Genomic DNA, 18,118 nt, shown 5'->3' with positions numbered 1-18,118 from the left:
CTCCAGCGTCCCATTCCCATCATCATAGGCTGCTAGGAACTTACGTCGCAGATCATCTTCGTAGGCTTTCGCCATTGCTTTGCTTGTCGCTGAGTTTCGCCATGCTCAGTCTACACTAATTCGAAAAATGCTCTAGCTGATTTTTACCAGTTGTTCTGCATCCGTTTTCGATCCCAGAATTGAAACCTTAGGGACCTGACCACGAACCATGGCAACTTCATCGCATTTGTGAAGCCGTGGACAGCTCAGGCAGTCTTTATAAATTTTGTCTGGCAGAGCCGTTTTGTCCTCGACTGCACGGAATCCAAAGTGCGTAAAAAATTCCGGGATGCGGGTGAAGAGGCAAACAGAATGTACATCGTGCTCTTCTGCTTCTTCTATAAGTGCAAATAACAACTTAGCCCCGGCACCCTGACCTTGGGCTTCCGGTTTCACAATGATCGAGCGCACCTCCGCTAAGTGAGGGCCATAGAGATGTAACGCACCACAGCCAAGAAAGGCCCCGCTGCTGGCTTCGGCAACGGTGAAATCGCGAACATTTTCGCAGATCTCAGCGAAGGGTCTCCGCAACAATGTTCCATCCTGACTCAGGCTGTTTACTAATTCATAGATCTTGGACGCGTCTTGAAGACGCGCCTTACGCACCAGCATGTACTACTCCTCGAAGCGCCATCACCCGCTCTTCAGCAGAATCCAGCGCCTGCCGCACGCGATCCCTGGCTGTACCACCAATTACGTTGTGGCAGTCGAGGGTTGCTTCCAAGGTCACCGCGGCAAAGAAATCCTCTTCGAATTCGGAGCCGAACTGTTTCAGCTCTTCCAGTTTTAGATCGGCAAGTTCGCACTTTTTATCCAGACAATACCGCACCGCATTCCCGATTTTTTCGTGAGCTTTGCGGAAGGGAACTCCCTTGTAGACCAGATAGGTGGCTGCAGCCATCGCATTCAGGAACCCTGACTGACAGGCAGCGCGCATTCTCTCTGTCTTGAAGCCCAGGGAAGTGGTGAAGCGTGCCAGCAGCGCAATTAGATCGCTGGCGACACCCGTGGCCTGGAAAACAGGTTCCTGCGTTTCCTGCAGATCTTTGTTGTAGGCCAGAGGCAGTCCCTTAATCAACATCGTGACACTCTGGGCTGCTCCGTTAAGACGGCCAACCTTGGCTCGTGCCAATTCCGTGAGATCCGGGTTCTTCTTCTGTGGCATGGCGCTGGAGCCGGTCGAAAAGGCTTCAGGCAACTCGATGAATCCGAACTCTGCTGACGCATAGAGCGTAATTTCTTCGGCAAAGCGGCTGACATGCAAGCCGACCGTTGTGAGTGCCTGGAGATACTCAACCACAAAGTCACGGTCGCTGGTTGCATCCATGCTATTTGCTGTTGGCTTGGTAAAACCAAGTTCGTGCGCAGCGATGTTGCGATCCAGTTTGAGTGTTGCTCCGGCGACGGCACCCGAACCAAGCGGGCAGAAGTTTAAACGCTGCTGAACATCTTCAAGGCGCGAGATGTCGCGCAAGATCATCTCTACATATGCAAGCAGCCAATGCGCAACTAGAACAGGTTCGGCGCGCTGCAAGTGGGTATAAGCAGGAAGTGCAGCATCTCCACTAGCTTTTGCCTTTTTTACCAGTGCGTAGGCCCACTCGGTGAGCAGTTCCGAAATCTCATCGATGTTTTCACGGATGTAGAGGCGCAGATCGGTGGCGATCTGCTCGTTACGGCTACGTCCGGTATGCAGCTTCAACCCGAGATTGCCGACACGCTCAACCAGCGATAGCTCCACGAAGTGATGGATGTCTTCAGCTGTAGCGTGATCGCGAACCTCATGCTGGTGTTCCGGGTTCCAGTAAACGCGAACGATTTCATCGAGTGCGGCGGTAATCTGCACGAGTTCTGCTGCGGTAAGGACTCCGGCTGCGGCTAGAGCTTTGGCATGCGCTTTACTCGCAGCTACCTCTTGGGGAAGTAGTTGCCAGTCGAAGACGATGGACTTTTGCCACTGCTCAAAGACTTGGTCGAGTGGCTCGCGGAAGCGGCCTGACCACATCTTTAATGTCACTTGATCAACTCCTCTGAAGGCAGCTATCAGCTTTCTGCTGCTAGCTATTACCCTTCATCATCCTGCTTTTGCAGCAATATTATAAGTAGTGAGGACAGAGGGGAGGGCACAGCTTTAGGGCATTTTCGCTTTCACTGTAGATCCGGAACAAATAACCGCGTGGCCGTTCCGTCAAAGAACGGCCACACTGCACCGATTTCTGCTGGACCATACTAAAAGCGAAAATGCTTTAGCCATGCCCTCCCTCTGTCTGTATCCCAATTCTCTAAACTGCTCTTACCCTTTGACATACATGTCTTTGGCGCCGCCCAACAACATTAACAGCAACGCCTTTTGCATGTGCATACGGTTTTCTGCCTGATCGAAGATAATCGACTGCGGACCATCCATCACCGCATCCGTAACTTCCTCATTACGCTTTGCGGGCAGGCAATGCATAAATACGGCATGCGGCGCGGCCTTGGCCATCAGAGCTTCGTTTACCTGATACGGCTTGAAGATCGGTGCGCGCTTGGTTGCTTCATGCTCAAATCCCATGCTGGTGCAGACATCCGTGTAGATTGCATCGGCTCCGGATACCGCAGCGTTTACATCGTTGGTTAGTGTAATGCTGCCGCCGGTTTCTTCTGCAACCTCCTTTGCCTTAGCAACGACATCCTTATTAGGCTCATAGCCCTTCGGAGTTGCGACCTTGCAGTGTGCTCCCAGTTTTGCAGCTGTAAGCATCAGTGAGTGGCAAACATTGTTTCCATCGCCGACAAAGACAAAGTGCAATCCGGAAACAGAGCCGAAGCGTTCTTCAAGGGCCATGAAGTCTGCCAGTGCCTGGCAAGGATGCTCGAAATCGCTGAGAGCATTGATGACGGGGACCTTGGCATAGGAGGCCATCTCCGTGATGGTCTCGTGCGCATAGGTACGCAGCACGATTACGCTGATCCAGCGCTCCAAGTTGCGGGCCATATCGGCCAGAGACTCGCGTTCTCCCAGAGGTGAGCTGGTCTGATCGACGAAGATTGCATTTCCGCCGAGTGTGTTGATGCCTGTTTCAAAGGTAAGGCGCGTACGGAGAGAGGCCTTCTCAAAGAAAAGCACCATTTGCTTGCTGTCGAGCGCATGGCGATAGTGCCGCGGACGTGCTTTGACGTCGTGAGCAAGTCTCATCAGAGCAGAAATTTCAGTAACCGACAGATCTGCAATCGAGCAGAGATCTTCCCCGCACATGGTTTCGGCGGCGGACTGTACATCCAAATCTTCTTCAATCTTTGTCTGAGAGGACACCAGAACTTCGCTAGCCAACTTTCTTACCTCCTTCAGTGGCGCCGCTGGCAGTGTGTGTTGCGGCATTGGCCAAAATTTCGTCGAGGGCATCGACCGTAATATCCACGTGCTCTTTGCCCAGAATGTAGGGCGGCAGGAAGCGAAGAACCGTTTCACTGGTTCGATTGCCTACAATGTGCCGCTCCATCATTGCGTTTAGTGCATGTTTGGCCAGTTCTGCCGATTCCAGCTCTGCTGCCAACATCAGACCGTAGCCGCGAACATTCACAATACTTTCGTGTTTTGTGGCTAGAGACTTCAAACGGTCTTTAAAATAATTCCCAACTTCGTTAATGTGGGCCAACAAACCATCATTTTTGATGGCGTCGATTACTGCGATGGCTACTGCACAGGCCAGGGCGTTGCCGCCGAAGGTTGTGCCGTGCATTCCAGCATGAATCGAGCGGGCGGCTTCTTCCGTACAAAGCACTGCACCCATCGGAATTCCGCCTGCTAGAGGCTTGGCCAACGTTGTGACGTCAGGCTGGATTCCGAAATGCTGATAGGCACACCATTTTCCCGTGCGGGCCATACCCGACTGGATTTCGTCGGCAATCAGCAGGGCTCCCGTTGATTGCGTGAGCTGGCGAACAGCAGCGAAGAACTCCTGCGTGATCGGGCAAACGCCGCCCTCACCCTGGATGGCTTCGACCATGACGGCACAGACTTCGTTGGAGAACTTTGCCTTCAGCTCTTCGACATCGTTGAAGCGGACGAACTCTACATTTGGAAGAACCGGAGCGAATGGTTCACGGTATTTCGCCTTAGAGGTTGCGGAAACGGCGCCAAGTGTCCGGCCATGGAATCCATTTTCCATTGCCAGGATCTTGGTTCCGAGATAGTGCCCCTCACTGCGCCGCAAACCGGCATAGGCACGAGCCAGCTTCATGGCTCCTTCGTTTGCTTCGGTACCGCTATTGCAGAAGAAAGCACGATCCAGACCTGTGATTTCGGTCAAGCGCATTGCCAGCTCTGCCTGCCCTTCGTGATAGAAGAGGTTCGAGGTGTGGATCAACTTACGGCTCTGCTCGCCGATAGCGCGCTCAATCGTCGGGTTTGCATAACCCAGAGCATTTACGCCAATTCCGCTTAGCAGGTCGAGATATTTTTCACCCTTTTCGTCAATCAGGTAGGCGCCTTCGCCACCGACAAAGAGAATAGGGTTCCGCTCATAAGTGTGAAGCAGCAGTTTTTCCTCTGCTGCCCGAATCGAATCCAGCTTCATTTCTCCCTCAATATTCTTCTTTATGAGTTAGGCCACCATTACTTCGGTCCCGTGTGCAACCCGAGACGTGCACAGATCGGGCAAGGTTGCTGCCGCTTCGGCGGGAAGGATGCGCACACGCTTCACTCCATTCAGCAAAGCTTCACGGCACGCACTCAGCTTCGGAAGCATGCCTCCGCTGATGACGGAGTCCTTGGCCAAGGCTGCAATCTGGTCGACGGAGAGCCAGCGCATTACCTCACCATTGGCTCCACGAACTCCGGGTACATCGGTCAGGAAGACCAGTGCGTCGGCGTGGCAGCTCATGGCACAGGCTGCAGCCATTTCGTCGGCATTAATGTTGTAATACTCGCCATCGAAACCCAGCGCCATGCTGGAGACGACGGGAACGGCTCCGATTGACCAAATGGCTTCAATGATTCGTGTATCGGAGGCTACAATTTCGCCAACAAAGCCAAGATCGGGGGCAGTCCGCTTCTTCCGGGCACGAAACGCCAGACCGTCACCGCCGGAGAGACCTACGGCAGCCTGACCGCGTGCTCCCAGAGCAGCGACAAGGGATTTGTTAACACGTCCGGCAAGGACCATCAACGCAGCATCCCGCGTCTCTGCATCCGTAACTCGTAAACCGGAGATGAATTCGCTCTGCTTGCCTAATTGCTTCAGCGTTGCTGTCAGCTGTACGCCTCCACCGTGAACAACGGCGACACAATTGCCGTCGCGCACCAGATCGGCAATTGCTTCTGCGCACTGTTGAAGCAATTCCGGATTTTGCAGTGTAGCTCCGCCAAGCTTGACTACGTATTTCATTCGAGCCCCTCCGATTCTTTCCATCCCAACATCAGGTTCATGTTCTCTACCGCCTGTCCGGCGGCACCTTTCAGCAGGTTGTCCAGGCAACTGACGATTACGCATCGTCGCCCGTCCGGAGAGAGTTGAAATCCTATGTCGCAATAGTTCGTGCGCACAGAAAACTGAATCTGAGGCAGCTGCGTTCCAAAGAACCGAACCATCGGGCTCTCTGCGTAGTAGCTGCTATAGCATTCGGCAACCTGTTCCTTCGTCTGTTTCTCTCGGAAGCCGACATAAATTGTCGACAAAATGCCACGAGGAATCGGCAATAGGTGCGGTGTGAAGGTGATTTGCTCGCCAGCAACTCCGAGCTGCTCCAATAATTCCCCAACATGCCGATGTCCGAAGACGCCGTAGGCGGAGAGATTGTCTGCCGCATACATAAAGTGCGTCTTGGCGGTGGGTGCTTTCCCTGCACCGCTCACGCCTGACTTTGAGTCGCAGACGATTCCACGGTTCAGATCGACCAGACCTGCTGCGACCAGTGGCTTCAAGCCCAAAATGATCGAAGTCGCGTAGCAGCCGGGGTTCGCGATCAGCCGTGCCGTTTTCACTTCATTCCGATGCAGTTCGGGGGAACCGTAAACGGCTTCGGCGTCCAGCGCGGCGGCGATTGGTGAGCCTTCATCTGTGAACTTGTAAACCGCCCGGTTTTCTGCCTTCTTGAGCCTCCAGGCTCCGCTCAGGTCGATAACCCGGATTCCGCGCTTCAGCGCTTCGGGCGCCCACTCCCTCGATTGCTCGTGAGGAGTTGCGAGAAAGAGAACGTCAACTTTTTTCGCTTCCAGCAGATCCCAGGAAAAAGGCTCCATCTTGAGCCCGTGAGAGCCATTGTTGTCGGCAAGTCCGGGGTGCAATTCGGTCAGGGGAATTGAGTCACGTCCTTCGACTCTTCCTGCAAAGACGGGCGCTTGTCCCTTTAGTTTCGGGTGATGGAGCAATAGCCGTGCCAGCTCTGCTCCTGCATAGCCAGTCACGCCGATTACTGCCGTTTGTACTTTTTCCTTCTGCATCAACCGATCATCTCTTCCAGCCGCTCACGCAGCAAAGTTGCCCGCTCGTGATCCGGGCAAATAATCAGGACGGTATTGTCTCCGGCAATAGTGCCGACAACCTCCGGCCATTCCTCTTCATCGATAGCCAACGCTGCCGGTTGAGCGCCGCCGGCGGTGGTAATTAATACAAGCTGGTTCATGGCCTGCTTTACCCGAAGTCCGAAGCTGCTGAGCACGTCAACAACCGTGGGCGTCTCGTCTTCCTCTTCGTCCAACACCCCAATCCCATTGCCATTCGGCAATGCATAGCCGTTGGGGCCTTTATAGAGGTGCAATGCGTGAATATCCCGGGAAAGCGTGGCCTGCGTGACTTCGAAGCCCCGTTTCATGAGCAAGCGCCGCAACTCATCCTGGTTCTGGATGGGAGTCTCACGGACAATCTCGCGAATGGCGTTATGGCGTTCGTGTTTCACTGTCAACCAACTCAATACGCTGCCTTATCTGGCTTGCGTACTCATGAATAAATATACATCTACATGTATAAATATGCATGGCCGGTTTGTCAAATGAATTTTGTAGGAATTATCTACAACAAAAGGGGTAGGAAGCCCTTGATTTTCAAGGGTGTTCTCGCAGGAGTGGCGTCTTGTGCAGTGGGGCGGAAGTTCTTCAATTTCGGGGTGGTTGGGCTAGATGCCATGCACAGTATATCGAGAAATTATGCATAGGAATTATCTAATGCGAGCTCAGGCCAAAAAAAATCCATTTCCGGGGAAATGAGGTCTCCCAGCGAAGGAGTAGGGAGGCTGCGTGGGTACTGCTGGATACCCGGATCGAACCATCATCTATTGCATTTTCAAGAGTTTACGCCTTTTAACAGCGGCCTCAGCCAAAACCGGGGAAGCTTGCGCAGTTTTCCGATTTTGCAGCGTGAGCCGATTTGTGACTGGATTGCGCGTTTGTTGTTGTAGCTTCTTGCGATGGCGCTGAAGCCCAGGCGCGCCATAGCAATTCCGGCGTAGCTATATTCACAAGTCACGAAGCCGTTTGCGCCAAATGAAAGCGGTACCTGACGAATCTTTTGATCGGACAGAGTGACGCCGGAATTGCTCTGGAAGTCCTAATCCAACCTACGAAAACGACAATCTGGTCTCCAATCAGAATCGTAGCTTCGGTTACGAGCGGCCGCTAAGGGATCGGCAAACTGGGCGGGTGTCCGTCCTTCGTCTAGATGGCCATCTGACTGGAGCCCCTAGGAGAATGCAATGGCAATCACCGCACCGGTTCCGCTGGTGGCAGTTTCACAGAAGTCCGTAGTTGCACGGGCTCTGGAAAAGTATTTTTACTGCTTCATGTCACTACTCACAGCAGCAGTGGTGCTTTATGGCTTTAGCTTCACCGTAAATGAAAAACTTATTCATCCCCCAATTCACCGGCCCTGGATTCTGTGGGTACACGGGATTACATTTTCCAGCTGGCTTTTCTTTTTCATCTTGCAGTCGGCACTGGTACGGGCACGTAGCGTGCGATGGCACCGAAATGTCGGTTGGTTCGGCGCAGCACTTGGTGCGTGGATGTGCATATTAGCGGTGATGACCACTCTGACGATGGCTCGCTACTACTTACACCAACTACATCGTACAGAGGCCAATCTGCTGATTATTCCATTTCTCGATATCGGCTGTTTTGCGATCTGCTTTTTCTTGGCGATTGTATTCAGGCGCAAGCTAGAAGGTCATCGTCGCTTGATGTTACTGGCAACCTGTGCCTTGTCCGCGCCGGGGTGGGGAAGGCTCCCCTGGTTCCCTCCTGGATGGTTTTATGTGGGAGTGGATTTGCTTTTGGTGTTGGGCATGATTCGCGACATGATCGTGAACCGGCGTGTGCATACCGTATATAAGATCGGATTGCCTGCTTTTGCCGCAGGACAGAGCTTTGCCCTTTTCGTTGTAATTACAAATCCAGCGTGGTGGACAAAAATAGCTTTAGCAATCGTGGGATAAAACTCCAAATGGTCAGTTATTCAGGACTAATCCTAAATAACTGTGTGTTACCAGTACGGAGGCTTCTGCTGACCCATCTTCCTTTGTACTGTTTTGCTTCGCGGCGAACCTGGATTTCCTGGACGAGTGCTTTTCGCGTTCTGGGGTGAGATGACAGACTTGCTCCAGGCGGAAAACTATCGATAGTTCATGATTACAGTTGTATTACCGCTATTAGGTCTCTGCTCGTAGCAAAGCCAAGAGCAGGGGGATTATCTCTCTAGACAGCCCGATTCCGTTATGCCTCACAAGTTCGGATATATGGTGGTATTTCAGCGAAGATATCGCAATCTTTAAGTACGAGAAGTTCTAGCCAAACTTCAAGGCTTAAGGCGGTACAATGAGTCGCTCGTCGAGCTTGCCAGAATAAGAGTAAGGGATTTGTTTCAAACTTACGTTTATTCGGGAGGGAGAGTAAATACATATGGCTCAATTTACTTACGGGGTTGTTAGCGGGACTATCATCGGGCATCTTCGGGATGCCGACGACGATCACTATCAAATTCTAGTGAATGCAGGCGGGACGATGTTCCGCATTGCAGTCAACGTGCATTCCACCTTGAGTCCTCCCGACCTGCTCTTTCAGAGCCTTACTTCGTTGCCTGCATCGCTTGTGCAACAGCTAAAGGCTCTTTCTGCCGGATTCAAGAAGATTCCGAGCAAACCAGGTGGTTTGGCTCGCGATTTTGTACGAGATGGACTGCTTAATATCAGTAAGTTCAAGGTAGTCCCCGGCGATACACCGGGTGCGGACAATGATCTGAAAGACACCATCGAGGCCGCGGTGCTTGCAGCCATTAAGGCCCCTGGCTCAATCGTCTATGCCTTCGGGGCAAAGTGGGGTCCTGAGACCAAGAAGGATAAGTACTTCCATTTTCTCCCCGGTAACGGGATTCACGACATTCATATGAATCAGGGCAACGACAAAAGCCACGCGAGCGAAGACGGCGTTTACCGCGATGGCTGCTTGATCTTTGCTTATCCGAACGATAAGTACCGAGCATTTTTTATGGCCTTCCAATCGCAATCCTTCAATACGGATGACAAGACCGGTCATGCGAAGGATGGTGATTCTTCTTCCAACCCGAGTACTGCACCTGTGAAGAGAACGGCGAAAAAACGCAGCAAGCGTTCGACAACGCAGAAGGGAAGGAGGCAACGCAAATGAGTGCCGCAGATTTTGAGGTAATCGGACAGAACAAAGCTGCTCTTTTCACGTTGAAGCTGCACCGTGGCGATGGAATGGTCTTGATTGCAATGAACTGGAAGGGCAACAAAGAACCGCCTAACGACTTCGTCGGTTTTGCAATCGAGTACCAGGAGCCCGGTGGAAACAAGTTCTTTACCTTGAAGAACCGAATTGCTTTTCCTGGCGAGGATGAAAAGGTTAATCCTGCCACGCTCTCTTCGCGTCTCTCACCGATTCAAAAGTTTCGCTGGGTGCATTTTCCTCGAAATGCGGAGATGAATGGGGATTTTGTGTACAGGGTTACACCTGTGTTCATGAATGACAGGGACGAGTTGAGCTATGGAGATTTTCAGGAAGCAGCGATTGAGCTTCGCCGTGAGACTTATCCGGGGCTGTTGAATGTAACCTTTACTCGCGGATTTGTTTCATCGCAGGCTTTTGTAGATCGCTATGGTGCAGACGCGATTCCGAAGCTGCTTCCGGCAGAGGCAAATGACGGATTAGACTTCAGTCCATCACTTCCGAAGGCCGAGGATGCACTGGCCTGGATGGGTTTTGAGGCCCGTAGCGCAATTCTTGAAGTCCTGGATCAGGCTATTGCAGACAAGACGGCAACAGTATGCGCCGCGGTCTACGATCTCAATCTGCCGGAGGTTGTCTCCCGCTACAAGAAGCTGGGGAAACGATTGCGAATCATCATTGACAACGATGGAGCACACGGGGAAGCGGATTCGGCAGAAAGTAAGGCGGCCGCGATGCTGGCGAAGTTGGCCGGAAAAGACAATGTGAAGCGGCAGCACATGGGGAAGCTCCAACACAACAAGATCATCGTGGTGAATGGCAAGAAGGTGCAGGCTGCGGTCTGTGGCTCCACAAACCACTCCTGGCGCGGTTTCTTCGTCCAGAACAACAACGCAATCATTCTTCGTGGGGCTCAGTCCGTGAAGGTATTTCAGGCAGCTTTTGAGAGCTATTGGGCGGTAAAAGACGATAGTGTGGTGGCTTTCAGCGGTTCGGGCTCAGCAACATGGAATGATCTGAAGCTGCGCGGGATCGATGCCAAAGCAGGATTCTCGCCTCATTCGGCGGCGAATGCGGTGCTCAACAGTATTGCAAAGGATATTACTAGCACACAGTCGAGCCTGCTGTTCTCTCTGGCTTTTCTCTATCAGACCCCGGGCGCGGTGCTGAAGGCGATCCAGACACTCAAAAAAGATAAGAAGATCTTCTCTTATGGCATTTCCGATCATTTGGTGAAGGGGCTGGAGGACGAAGCTGGTCCTGAAGTCGAAGGCATCGATCTTCAAAAGCCGGACGGGACTGTAACTACTGTGTCTCCGGCGGCATTATCTGGTAATGTTCCGGAGCCCTTCAAGTCGGAGCCGACGGGTGGTAGTGGGACCAGAATGCATCACAAGTTCGTTGTCATCGACTTCGATAAACCTTCTGCGCGAGTCTACATGGGCTCGTTTAATTTCTCGACTGCGGCGGACGTGAAGAACGGCGAGAACATCCTGCTAATCAAAGACCGCCGAATCGCGGTTTCTTATGCCGTCGAGGCGGTTCGACTCTTCGATCATTACCATTTCCGTCTTGCCCAGCAGAGTGCTACCGCAGAGACGGAGCTCAAACTCGCGAAACCACCTCGGAAGAAGGGAGAAAAGGCGTGGTGGGAGGAAGACTATAGCGACCCAAGGAAGATTAGCGACCGCGAGCTGTTTTCGTAAACTAAGGATATTTCCAACCATTACGTCAGGACCTGAAGAGCTTAGGCTGAGTTAAGATATGCCTGCCGCGCTACCAGCTGAAGCTCTTTGGGTCTTGCGCGTAAGATATTAGCTATTGCACTTCAGGTTAATGCCTGTAACCTTTTTGCAATCAGTCCCCGTCGCTAGCCACCTGCACCGCCAAGAAGACCACTTCAGAGGTTCATCTTCGCATCGAGGCTGGATCTGCCGTCTCGCTTTCCTTTCCTGGCAGAGTAGATTCCGAGGTAGAACTGGCGCAAGGCTTTACAACTCTTATGGAGAGTTGATAGGAATTCATCCGTACCAAAATTGTCTATGGGAAGGATATTCCCAATATAAGGTATGTAGGGTAAGCGTCTAGATCGCTGATTCAGCATTGAAGGCGGTGGTTGTGGGGATATCACTCAGAGCCTGATTCTCATTCTGATAGACTTTAGAACTAACCATGAACCTCTTTCGTACCAAGTCCTTATCCAGTCTACTTGCGCAGATCAATGAGAAGGGAAGCCTTAAGCGAAGCTTGCGCTGGCCCGGCCTGATCACATTGGGAATAGGTGCGGTCATCGGTGCCGGGCTTTTTGCTCGCACTCCGGCTGCCGCCGCACAAAACGCTGGTCCGGGCGTCACGCTCTCCTTTGTTATTGCGGCGATCGGATGCGCCTTTGCTGGTTTGTGTTATGCCGAATTTGCGGCCATGATCCCCATTGCCGGCAGTGCCTATACCTATGCGTATGTCACGATGGGTGAACTGGTCGCCTGGGTAATTGGGTGGGCTCTGATTCTTGAGTATGGCCTCGGAGCGGCTACTCTCTCGATCTATTGGACCGAGTACGTCAATAATCTATTTCCAGATTTCATTCCATGGGCATGGCGACATTCGCCCTTGCAGACCGGTCCGGGCGGTATTCACGGCATCGTGAACGCGCCGGCATTGGTAATTCTGCTGATTATGACGCTGGTCTTAATCAAAGGAATCTCGGAATCGGCGACTCTGAACGCGATCATCGTTGCTGTAAAAGTAACCATTGTGCTAATGATCATCGCGATCGGTTGGCATTATATTAATCCCGCGAACCACACGCCCTTCGTGCTTGCCAAAGACGCTGCCCACGCAAGCATCTTCAAACATGGATGGGGAGGCATCTTAGGTGGTGCCGGAGTTGTATTCTTCGCCTTCATTGGTTTCGATGCTGTGTCGACGGCGGCACAGGAGACGATCGAGCCCGGCAAGAACATGCCGATCGGCATTTTGGGATCTTTGGCAGTCTGCACCATCCTTTATGTTCTCTTTAGTTGGGTCCTGACCGGCATTGCCCCGGCCCTGGATTTCATCGACCCGAACAAAGGAATGGAGGCGTCGGTTTCTTACGCCATCAAGGCCTATATGCCCGGCTACGGGTGGCTATCGACCTTGGTTACGATTGCTATCATCGCAGGATTTACCTCGGTAATGCTGGTCATGCTCCTGGGTCAGAGTCGCGTATTTTACTCGATGTCCAAGGATGGCCTTCTGCCGAAGCTCTTTGCTGAAGTACACCCCAAATTCCGCACACCGTACAAGTGCAACCTGGTTCTGTACGTCTTTGTAGCGTTGCTTGGGGGCTTCCTTCCAGGCGATATCACCGGAAACATGACCAATCTCGGCACCCTGTTTGCATTCGTATTGGTCTGCATCGGCACTTGGGTGATGCGCAAGACGAATCCTGATCAGCCACGCCCATTCCGTGCGCCCCTCGTGCCGTTGGTTCCGATTCTTGGTGCAGTCTTCTGCCTGGCAATGATCATCTCTGTCGATCCGACTTCAAAGATTGCTGCCGGAGTCTGGATGGTGATCGGCCTGGCGGTCTACTTCTTCTACGCCAGACATCACAGTAACCTAGACGCTTCGGCATTAAGTAGCGGAGTTGAAGCTCAAACCGGAGACTAGAGAAACTCCTTTCCGAACCCTTAGAAATACTGCTAGTGGAGGTTTCCTTTCGTTCTGTCTTCCGCAACAAGGATGTCAGGATGAAAGGAAGCTCCACCAACATTCGAGATACCTCCCGCCCCTTCTCTCTCCATCTCCTCCAATACCTTTCCTCGCAAGTTGGAGTTCTCCCGCAAGCAGTACGATGTAAGCTTTTGTGCTTTGCTCCGCCATCTTCGAGGGCAATGATCTGGCTAGTCACTCAATTTTGTGTTCTACATCACATACGGTCTATAGCCCGGAAATCTAAAAACACTGCCGTTGTTTTTAATTTGGATAGAAACAGTCCAAATTGACGTTTCTCGAAATAACGGGGTCCTAGCGTGGCCATGTACAAATCCAAATTGGATAAAAATAGTCCAATTTAATCGTTCTCGACTGGATGGAATGCTATTCCCTGCAATTTTCCATCCGGCCCTACCGGAGTACGAAGCAAGGAGCAAGATCGAATGAATCCTCATGTAAGTTTTCTTCCTGTCCGAGTGACCACCTGGATATGGACCGCCTTCATTCTCGTGTTGGGAGGCTTATTGAGTGCGCCAGATGCACTGGCGCAGAGCTTGGGTTATGAAGGTCCGACAGGTGTCTTCGTTACACCGCTCGCCTATACCTCTTCTTCTCCGGCAAAGGGGCTTGGAAGGCCATCGGTTTCCTATCACTTTCTCAATGCCGGGCCGGTGATTGGCAACTACAGTACCGTTTCAGTGACAGAAGGCTTTGCCAAGCGATTTGAATTCGGCTACACCGGAGTGATTCACTCTGCTGGTAGTGATAAGACAAATGCTGTCAATCTGAGTTCCCTGTGGAATGGAGGTTTCAGCATCGCGCACGGCAAAGCTACTCTCATCTCCGAGAACGCCGGCAAGACAAAATGGGTTCCAGCCATCGCGGTTGGCGGGATCGTGCGGATGAACGATAACAATGTTGGAAATGGAGTCAATTCCGCTCCCTTGCACTCGGCCTTGAGCCTCTCCACAGGAGTACAAACGACGACTAATGGCGACGTTTATCTGGTCGCTACAAAGGTCGTGACGCAATTTACAAAGAAAGTGCCCTGGCTTCTTTCCGCTGGTATCCGTGGCACAAACGCTTCACTTTGGGGGCTAGGCGGCAATGCTCCTGAGATGACCGGACGCGGATTTGGTGCGTTGGCCTTCGTCTTTACGGGGCCCAGGAAGAGCACGATTATTCTCGGCTCCGAAGTGGCGCAACAGCCAAACCGTATTCTGGCCACTCTCGACGACGGTACGAAAGCCGGAGTCTTCGATATCCCTACTTCTGAGGTCTATGCAGTGCGCGTTTCTCCTTGGGCTGAGCACAAGCTGAATATAGATGTCGGGGTTTTACAAGCTGCAGGCAGGATTGGCAGCTCTCCTACCTTGCCTTCTATACCGGTAGATCTAAAGGCTCGGGCGCGTGTGGCCTTTGCGCTTTCCTATGGTTTCTAGGACAGCATCGCGCATGTATCGAATGTGGCAATTTGATTCTTCGCTGCCGTTGTAAGGCAAGATGGCGGCGGAGAATCAGTTCTATTTCTTTGGATGGAAAGAGGCCCAAATGCAGGAGTGGCTTGGCGAAGAAGAGTCCCCAAGTAGAACTGATCTGGTAACCATTCCCCTTGGAATCATTGACAAAGACGCTAAGCCGATGATTCGATCAGAACTATCGATGAAAGTAACGCGCGCCGCCGATTACGCAGTTCGTGTCATGATTCATCTGGCTACGCTGCCGGAAGGGGAGCGTGCGCTCTTGCCGGAGCTCTCTCTTGCTACTGGTGTTCCGATCAGTTTTCTGTCCAAGGTCTTGCAGTCGCTCTGCCGTGCCAAGCTCGTCGTTTCCCGGCGAGGCCAGGCTGGGGGCTTTGAAATTCTGCCGGCGGGGCGCAAGGCCTCAATGAAAAAAGTCATTGAGGCAATCGACGGCCCCATCTGTTTGAATGTCTGCTTGATGACCGGCGCCTCATGCAAACGAAAGTCCCACTGCCCCGCGCATCCGGTTTGGATCAAGGCCCAGAAGGCAATGATCGAGGTCCTGGACGCCAGCACCATAGCTGCTCTGGCTGGCAAAAGCGGCCGGGTTTAGGCGTGCGCAGAGCCAGCTTTGTTGAAAGGTTAAAGAATAGCCAACTCCGGCAAATCCTTGTAGTTTATCCCAATCGGGAGCAAAGATGAGATAAACGTACTTACGTTTATGGTAAGTGCTTATATGTTCAATGTTATGGAAACAGGATCTACAAAGCTTAGCGAATAATCCTTTGTAGAAGCTATTTGTATTGTTATCTTTCCATGGCCAGATCTGCATCGTTTGGGGCATATCCTTTTTTCTTCAGAGGCATTACTCTCGGACCAAATTCCCATAAGTTTCTCTGAATTTCGGATCATAGGGAGAGCTATGTTCTCTGAGCTTAAGCGATTGCTGTTTCCGTTCCGGCGGGGTTTTGCCTGGTATATCCTGCTTACCTTAATCAGGCAGGGACTGGTCGTGGGCGGTGGTTACGGCCTTGTTCTGCTTATCCGGACTTATGAACACAATCCTACACAGTCGTTGCTGCTTGCCTTGGGCATTCTTGTCTCCTATAAGCTATTTCTGGATACTCTGGATCAGGTAATGGGGTGGGGATTTGCCCGGCACGTAAGCTATCCTATGTTTCGCCAACTCAGCGTGAATGTGTTTTCCAAGTTGCTGAGTCTGGATCAGAGCTGGCATCAGTCCGGCAGCAGTGGTGCTCGTCGCGGAGAGATTACCAACGGTCTCAGCAAGTTTGCTCAGACAAGCGAGAGCCTGGCACGTGAGGTGCTTCCTCTGCTGGCGACTGCGGCTTTGAACCTCTTTCTCCTGCGTTCCTATGTCGGCTGGACGTTTTGGATTACGATTCTTCCTGCCTCTTGTCTTGTGTTTTTCTGGCTTTCCTATGAGGAGAATCGCCGCTGCCTCAAGTACCGCGAAACACGCTATGCGAGGTATGCATCCGATTACTCGTTGAGCATCGAGTGCATGGAGATGCATGCCGATGTGGTGCGCTACAACCAGGAAACGCGGATTGAAGACGACTATCGCAGGATTCACGAAGATATTCAGCATAACGGTCTGGCAGAGGCCAAGATTCAAAGTTCGTTTGGATTATTGAAGGGCTTAGTCATCATTGGGCTTCAGGCCTACTTGCTTTACAACTGGATCGGGCTGTTGATCTCCCATCGCCTTGACGGCGCCATGCTTGTCTATCTCTTTATGCTTTCTGATCAGCTATGTGGTTCGCTTTGGGGCTATGCCGGGATTTGGGGGCGAATCAGTGAAGCATGGGAACCCATTAAGCTCTTCTTGAAGATCAGCTCTGCTAATTCTGCTGTTACCGATTTGTCTGCAAAATCCGTTATAGCTATACCCGAGCAAGTCAGCCTGGAGTTTCGAGATGTGAAGTTTAGCTATCGTGAGGAGGAGCCGGTCCTGAATAGACTCAATCTCTATGTGGAGCCCGGGAAGAAGGTTGGATTTGTTGGACGTACCGGCTGCGGCAAGTCTACGCTGCTGAAGCTAGTCGAGAGATTATATGACGTGCACTCGGGCAGTGTTTATGTAGGCGGCCGGAATGTGCGCCAATGGCCGCTAAAGCAGCTGCAACGTGTATGTACCTGTATGTCTCAGAATGGGGGAGTCTTCTTCTCTGAAGCGACTCTTCTCGATACAATCCGTTTTGCCAAGCCTGAGGCGTCGTTCGCGGAGGTTGTCAGAGCGGCAACATTAGCCTGCATTCATGACGAGATCATGGCTCTTCAGGACGGTTATCAGACGAAGGCTGGCGAGCATGGGAAGAATCTTTCCGGAGGCCAGCGTCAGCGCGTTGCCATCGCTCAAGCTCTGCTCAGTCTGGATGATCCGGAAAAGAAGATCGTTCTGCTCGATGAATGCACCAGCAATCTGGATGTAGAAACCGAAGCTTGCATCCTGAACAATATCTGGCCGCTGTTGGATGGCAAGACCGTAGTGATTGTTACTCACAGGGTCTCAGCAATCGAGGATCTTGTCGATGAAGTGGTAGCGATCAGTCGTGGACGCGTAGCGTGGCGCGGTGCCGGACAGGAAGCAACTATTTTTGAGAATCAGCTCTACGCCCAGCCTGTCGGCTAGAGCAGGCTACGGATGCGCTAAGGTTTCAAATATCGGTAACCGAGCGATATCTTGATATCGAGATCCGGTTACCGATATTGCAACTCAGGTGTGTTCCAATTTCTTCAAATAGCGATAAAGTTTATTTGTAGTCCAGATGTATGGCTGCCTCTGTCGCGGGGCAAGCAACTTCGATTGCGGTGGAATTGAAGTTTGGTGCTGTCAGATGAACCTTAGGGTTGTTGGAGAATCCGAAACCCTCTTTCGGAATGCCTATAAAGTTGCGATCGAGTTTGTGGTTAGAGTTCTCATCATGTAGAACGGCTATTCCATAACGTCCTGGCGGGAGCTCCATCTTCACTGTAGCTTTTTCTCCCGAGAAGGGAAAAGCTGCGTGACGATAGGCCTTGTCGTTATGCTCGGGCCAGCCATCGGAAGAAGTAAATATGGTTACTCCCAGGTCGCCCTTCTGATTGCGGAAGCCATCCACATCGAGGGTGAGAGTGCAGGAAGCCGGTTGAGGTTGGGCCGAGACTTTCAGCGTCATGAGCATAAGGCCGAGAACAGCATAAGTAAGAGCTATCTTCATGCGTATTCCTCGAAAGGATAGCGGCAAAGCTATAA

Annotated in this window: 15 protein-coding genes; 7 read left to right on the top strand and 8 right to left on the bottom strand. The window is 52.0% G+C overall.

The annotated features are described in order from the left end of the window. Positions 1–132 precede the first annotated feature (132 nt). The 7 genes from AC6I7T_RS06755 to AC6I7T_RS06725 all read right to left on the bottom strand — a co-directional run bounded on the left by AC6I7T_RS06755 (position 133) and on the right by AC6I7T_RS06725 (position 6,918). On the bottom strand, positions 133–651 hold the full coding sequence (locus AC6I7T_RS06755) for an N-acetyltransferase (protein WP_497792569.1): 519 nt from the start codon (positions 649–651) through the stop codon (positions 133–135). After that, positions 638–2,044, bottom strand: a complete 1,407-nt coding sequence (gene argH / locus AC6I7T_RS06750) for an argininosuccinate lyase (RefSeq protein WP_497794566.1) — start codon at positions 2,042–2,044, stop codon at positions 638–640. The genes AC6I7T_RS06755 and argH overlap by 14 nt, the downstream gene beginning before the upstream one ends. Positions 2,045–2,332: 288 nt before the next feature. Further along, on the bottom strand, positions 2,333–3,277 hold the full coding sequence (argF, locus tag AC6I7T_RS06745) for an ornithine carbamoyltransferase (protein ID WP_497794565.1): 945 nt from the start codon (positions 3,275–3,277) through the stop codon (positions 2,333–2,335). A 67-nt stretch (positions 3,278–3,344) separates the two neighbouring features. After that, on the bottom strand, positions 3,345–4,598 hold the full coding sequence (locus AC6I7T_RS06740; RefSeq protein WP_497792568.1) for an aspartate aminotransferase family protein: 1,254 nt from the start codon (positions 4,596–4,598) through the stop codon (positions 3,345–3,347). A gap of 27 nt (positions 4,599–4,625) precedes the next feature. Beyond that, complete coding sequence (gene argB, locus AC6I7T_RS06735) at positions 4,626–5,408, bottom strand: acetylglutamate kinase (RefSeq protein WP_497792567.1); 783 nt, start codon at positions 5,406–5,408, stop codon at positions 4,626–4,628. Continuing rightward, on the bottom strand, positions 5,405–6,463 hold the full coding sequence (gene argC, locus AC6I7T_RS06730; protein ID WP_497792566.1) for an N-acetyl-gamma-glutamyl-phosphate reductase: 1,059 nt from the start codon (positions 6,461–6,463) through the stop codon (positions 5,405–5,407). Before argC ends, argB begins: the two co-directional genes overlap by 4 nt. Continuing rightward, a complete protein-coding gene (locus tag AC6I7T_RS06725) occupies positions 6,463–6,918 on the bottom strand; it encodes an arginine repressor (RefSeq protein ID WP_497794564.1) in 456 nt (151 codons plus the stop codon). The genes argC and AC6I7T_RS06725 overlap by 1 nt, the downstream gene beginning before the upstream one ends. 792 nt (positions 6,919–7,710) lie before the next feature. Here AC6I7T_RS06725 and AC6I7T_RS06720 point away from each other — a divergent pair. The 7 genes from AC6I7T_RS06720 (at position 7,711) to AC6I7T_RS06690 (ending at position 17,515) form a co-directional block, all read left to right on the top strand. Next, the gene (locus AC6I7T_RS06720; RefSeq protein WP_497792565.1) at positions 7,711–8,448 is read left to right on the top strand and encodes a hypothetical protein; all 738 of its coding nucleotides are present in this window, start codon (positions 7,711–7,713) and stop codon (positions 8,446–8,448) included. 463 nt (positions 8,449–8,911) lie between these two features. After that, positions 8,912–9,655: a DUF2278 family protein gene (locus AC6I7T_RS06715; RefSeq protein WP_497792564.1), complete on the top strand. Its 744-nt coding sequence runs from the start codon at positions 8,912–8,914 to the stop codon at positions 9,653–9,655. Beyond that, positions 9,652–11,403 carry a phospholipase D-like domain-containing protein gene (locus AC6I7T_RS06710; RefSeq protein WP_497792563.1) on the top strand — a complete coding sequence of 584 codons (1,752 nt, stop codon included), beginning with the start codon at positions 9,652–9,654 and terminating at the stop codon, positions 11,401–11,403. The genes AC6I7T_RS06715 and AC6I7T_RS06710 overlap by 4 nt, the downstream gene beginning before the upstream one ends. A 466-nt stretch (positions 11,404–11,869) precedes the next feature. Beyond that, positions 11,870–13,351, top strand: coding sequence for an APC family permease (locus AC6I7T_RS06705; protein WP_497792562.1), 1,482 nt, complete (start codon positions 11,870–11,872; stop codon positions 13,349–13,351). A 488-nt stretch (positions 13,352–13,839) separates the two neighbouring features. Further along, positions 13,840–14,838, top strand: coding sequence for a DUF3034 family protein (locus AC6I7T_RS06700; protein ID WP_497792561.1), 999 nt, complete (start codon positions 13,840–13,842; stop codon positions 14,836–14,838). 61 nt (positions 14,839–14,899) lie between these two features. Next, complete coding sequence (locus tag AC6I7T_RS06695; RefSeq protein WP_497792560.1) at positions 14,900–15,472, top strand: RrF2 family transcriptional regulator; 573 nt, start codon at positions 14,900–14,902, stop codon at positions 15,470–15,472. Positions 15,473–15,781: 309 nt separating this feature from the next. Next, the gene (locus AC6I7T_RS06690) at positions 15,782–17,515 is read left to right on the top strand and encodes an ABC transporter ATP-binding protein (protein WP_497792559.1); all 1,734 of its coding nucleotides are present in this window, start codon (positions 15,782–15,784) and stop codon (positions 17,513–17,515) included. Between the two features lie 121 nt (positions 17,516–17,636). Here AC6I7T_RS06690 and AC6I7T_RS06685 read toward each other — a convergent pair whose 3' ends face one another. After that, on the bottom strand, positions 17,637–18,083 hold the full coding sequence (locus tag AC6I7T_RS06685; RefSeq protein ID WP_497792557.1) for a DUF2141 domain-containing protein: 447 nt from the start codon (positions 18,081–18,083) through the stop codon (positions 17,637–17,639). Between the last annotated feature and the right edge of the window lie 35 nt (positions 18,084–18,118).

The organism is Humiphilus diazotrophicus (assembly GCF_059726315.1).
This window is presented reverse-complemented; position numbering and strand designations above follow the sequence as displayed.

What these genes read in the sequence shown, in the direction of transcription:
- AC6I7T_RS06755 (WP_497792569.1), bottom strand. Translation starts at nt 651, where the DNA reads ATGCTGGTGCGTAAGGCGCGTCTTCAAGACGCGTCCAAGATCTATGAA.
- argF (WP_497794565.1), bottom strand. Translation starts at nt 3,277, where the DNA reads ATGTGCGGGGAAGATCTCTGCTCGATTGCAGATCTGTCGGTTACTGAA.
- argB (WP_497792567.1), bottom strand. Translation starts at nt 5,408, where the DNA reads ATGAAATACGTAGTCAAGCTTGGCGGAGCTACACTGCAAAATCCGGAA.
- argH (WP_497794566.1), bottom strand. Translation starts at nt 2,044, where the DNA reads ATGTGGTCAGGCCGCTTCCGCGAGCCACTCGACCAAGTCTTTGAGCAG.
- AC6I7T_RS06720 (WP_497792565.1), top strand. Translation starts at nt 7,711, where the DNA reads ATGGCAATCACCGCACCGGTTCCGCTGGTGGCAGTTTCACAGAAGTCC.
- argC (WP_497792566.1), bottom strand. Translation starts at nt 6,463, where the DNA reads ATGCAGAAGGAAAAAGTACAAACGGCAGTAATCGGCGTGACTGGCTAT.
- AC6I7T_RS06685 (WP_497792557.1), bottom strand. Translation starts at nt 18,083, where the DNA reads ATGAAGATAGCTCTTACTTATGCTGTTCTCGGCCTTATGCTCATGACG.
- AC6I7T_RS06710 (WP_497792563.1), top strand. Translation starts at nt 9,652, where the DNA reads ATGAGTGCCGCAGATTTTGAGGTAATCGGACAGAACAAAGCTGCTCTT.
- AC6I7T_RS06700 (WP_497792561.1), top strand. Translation starts at nt 13,840, where the DNA reads ATGAATCCTCATGTAAGTTTTCTTCCTGTCCGAGTGACCACCTGGATA.
- AC6I7T_RS06740 (WP_497792568.1), bottom strand. Translation starts at nt 4,598, where the DNA reads ATGAAGCTGGATTCGATTCGGGCAGCAGAGGAAAAACTGCTGCTTCAC.
- AC6I7T_RS06695 (WP_497792560.1), top strand. Translation starts at nt 14,900, where the DNA reads ATGGCGGCGGAGAATCAGTTCTATTTCTTTGGATGGAAAGAGGCCCAA.
- AC6I7T_RS06705 (WP_497792562.1), top strand. Translation starts at nt 11,870, where the DNA reads ATGAACCTCTTTCGTACCAAGTCCTTATCCAGTCTACTTGCGCAGATC.
- AC6I7T_RS06715 (WP_497792564.1), top strand. Translation starts at nt 8,912, where the DNA reads ATGGCTCAATTTACTTACGGGGTTGTTAGCGGGACTATCATCGGGCAT.
- AC6I7T_RS06690 (WP_497792559.1), top strand. Translation starts at nt 15,782, where the DNA reads ATGTTCTCTGAGCTTAAGCGATTGCTGTTTCCGTTCCGGCGGGGTTTT.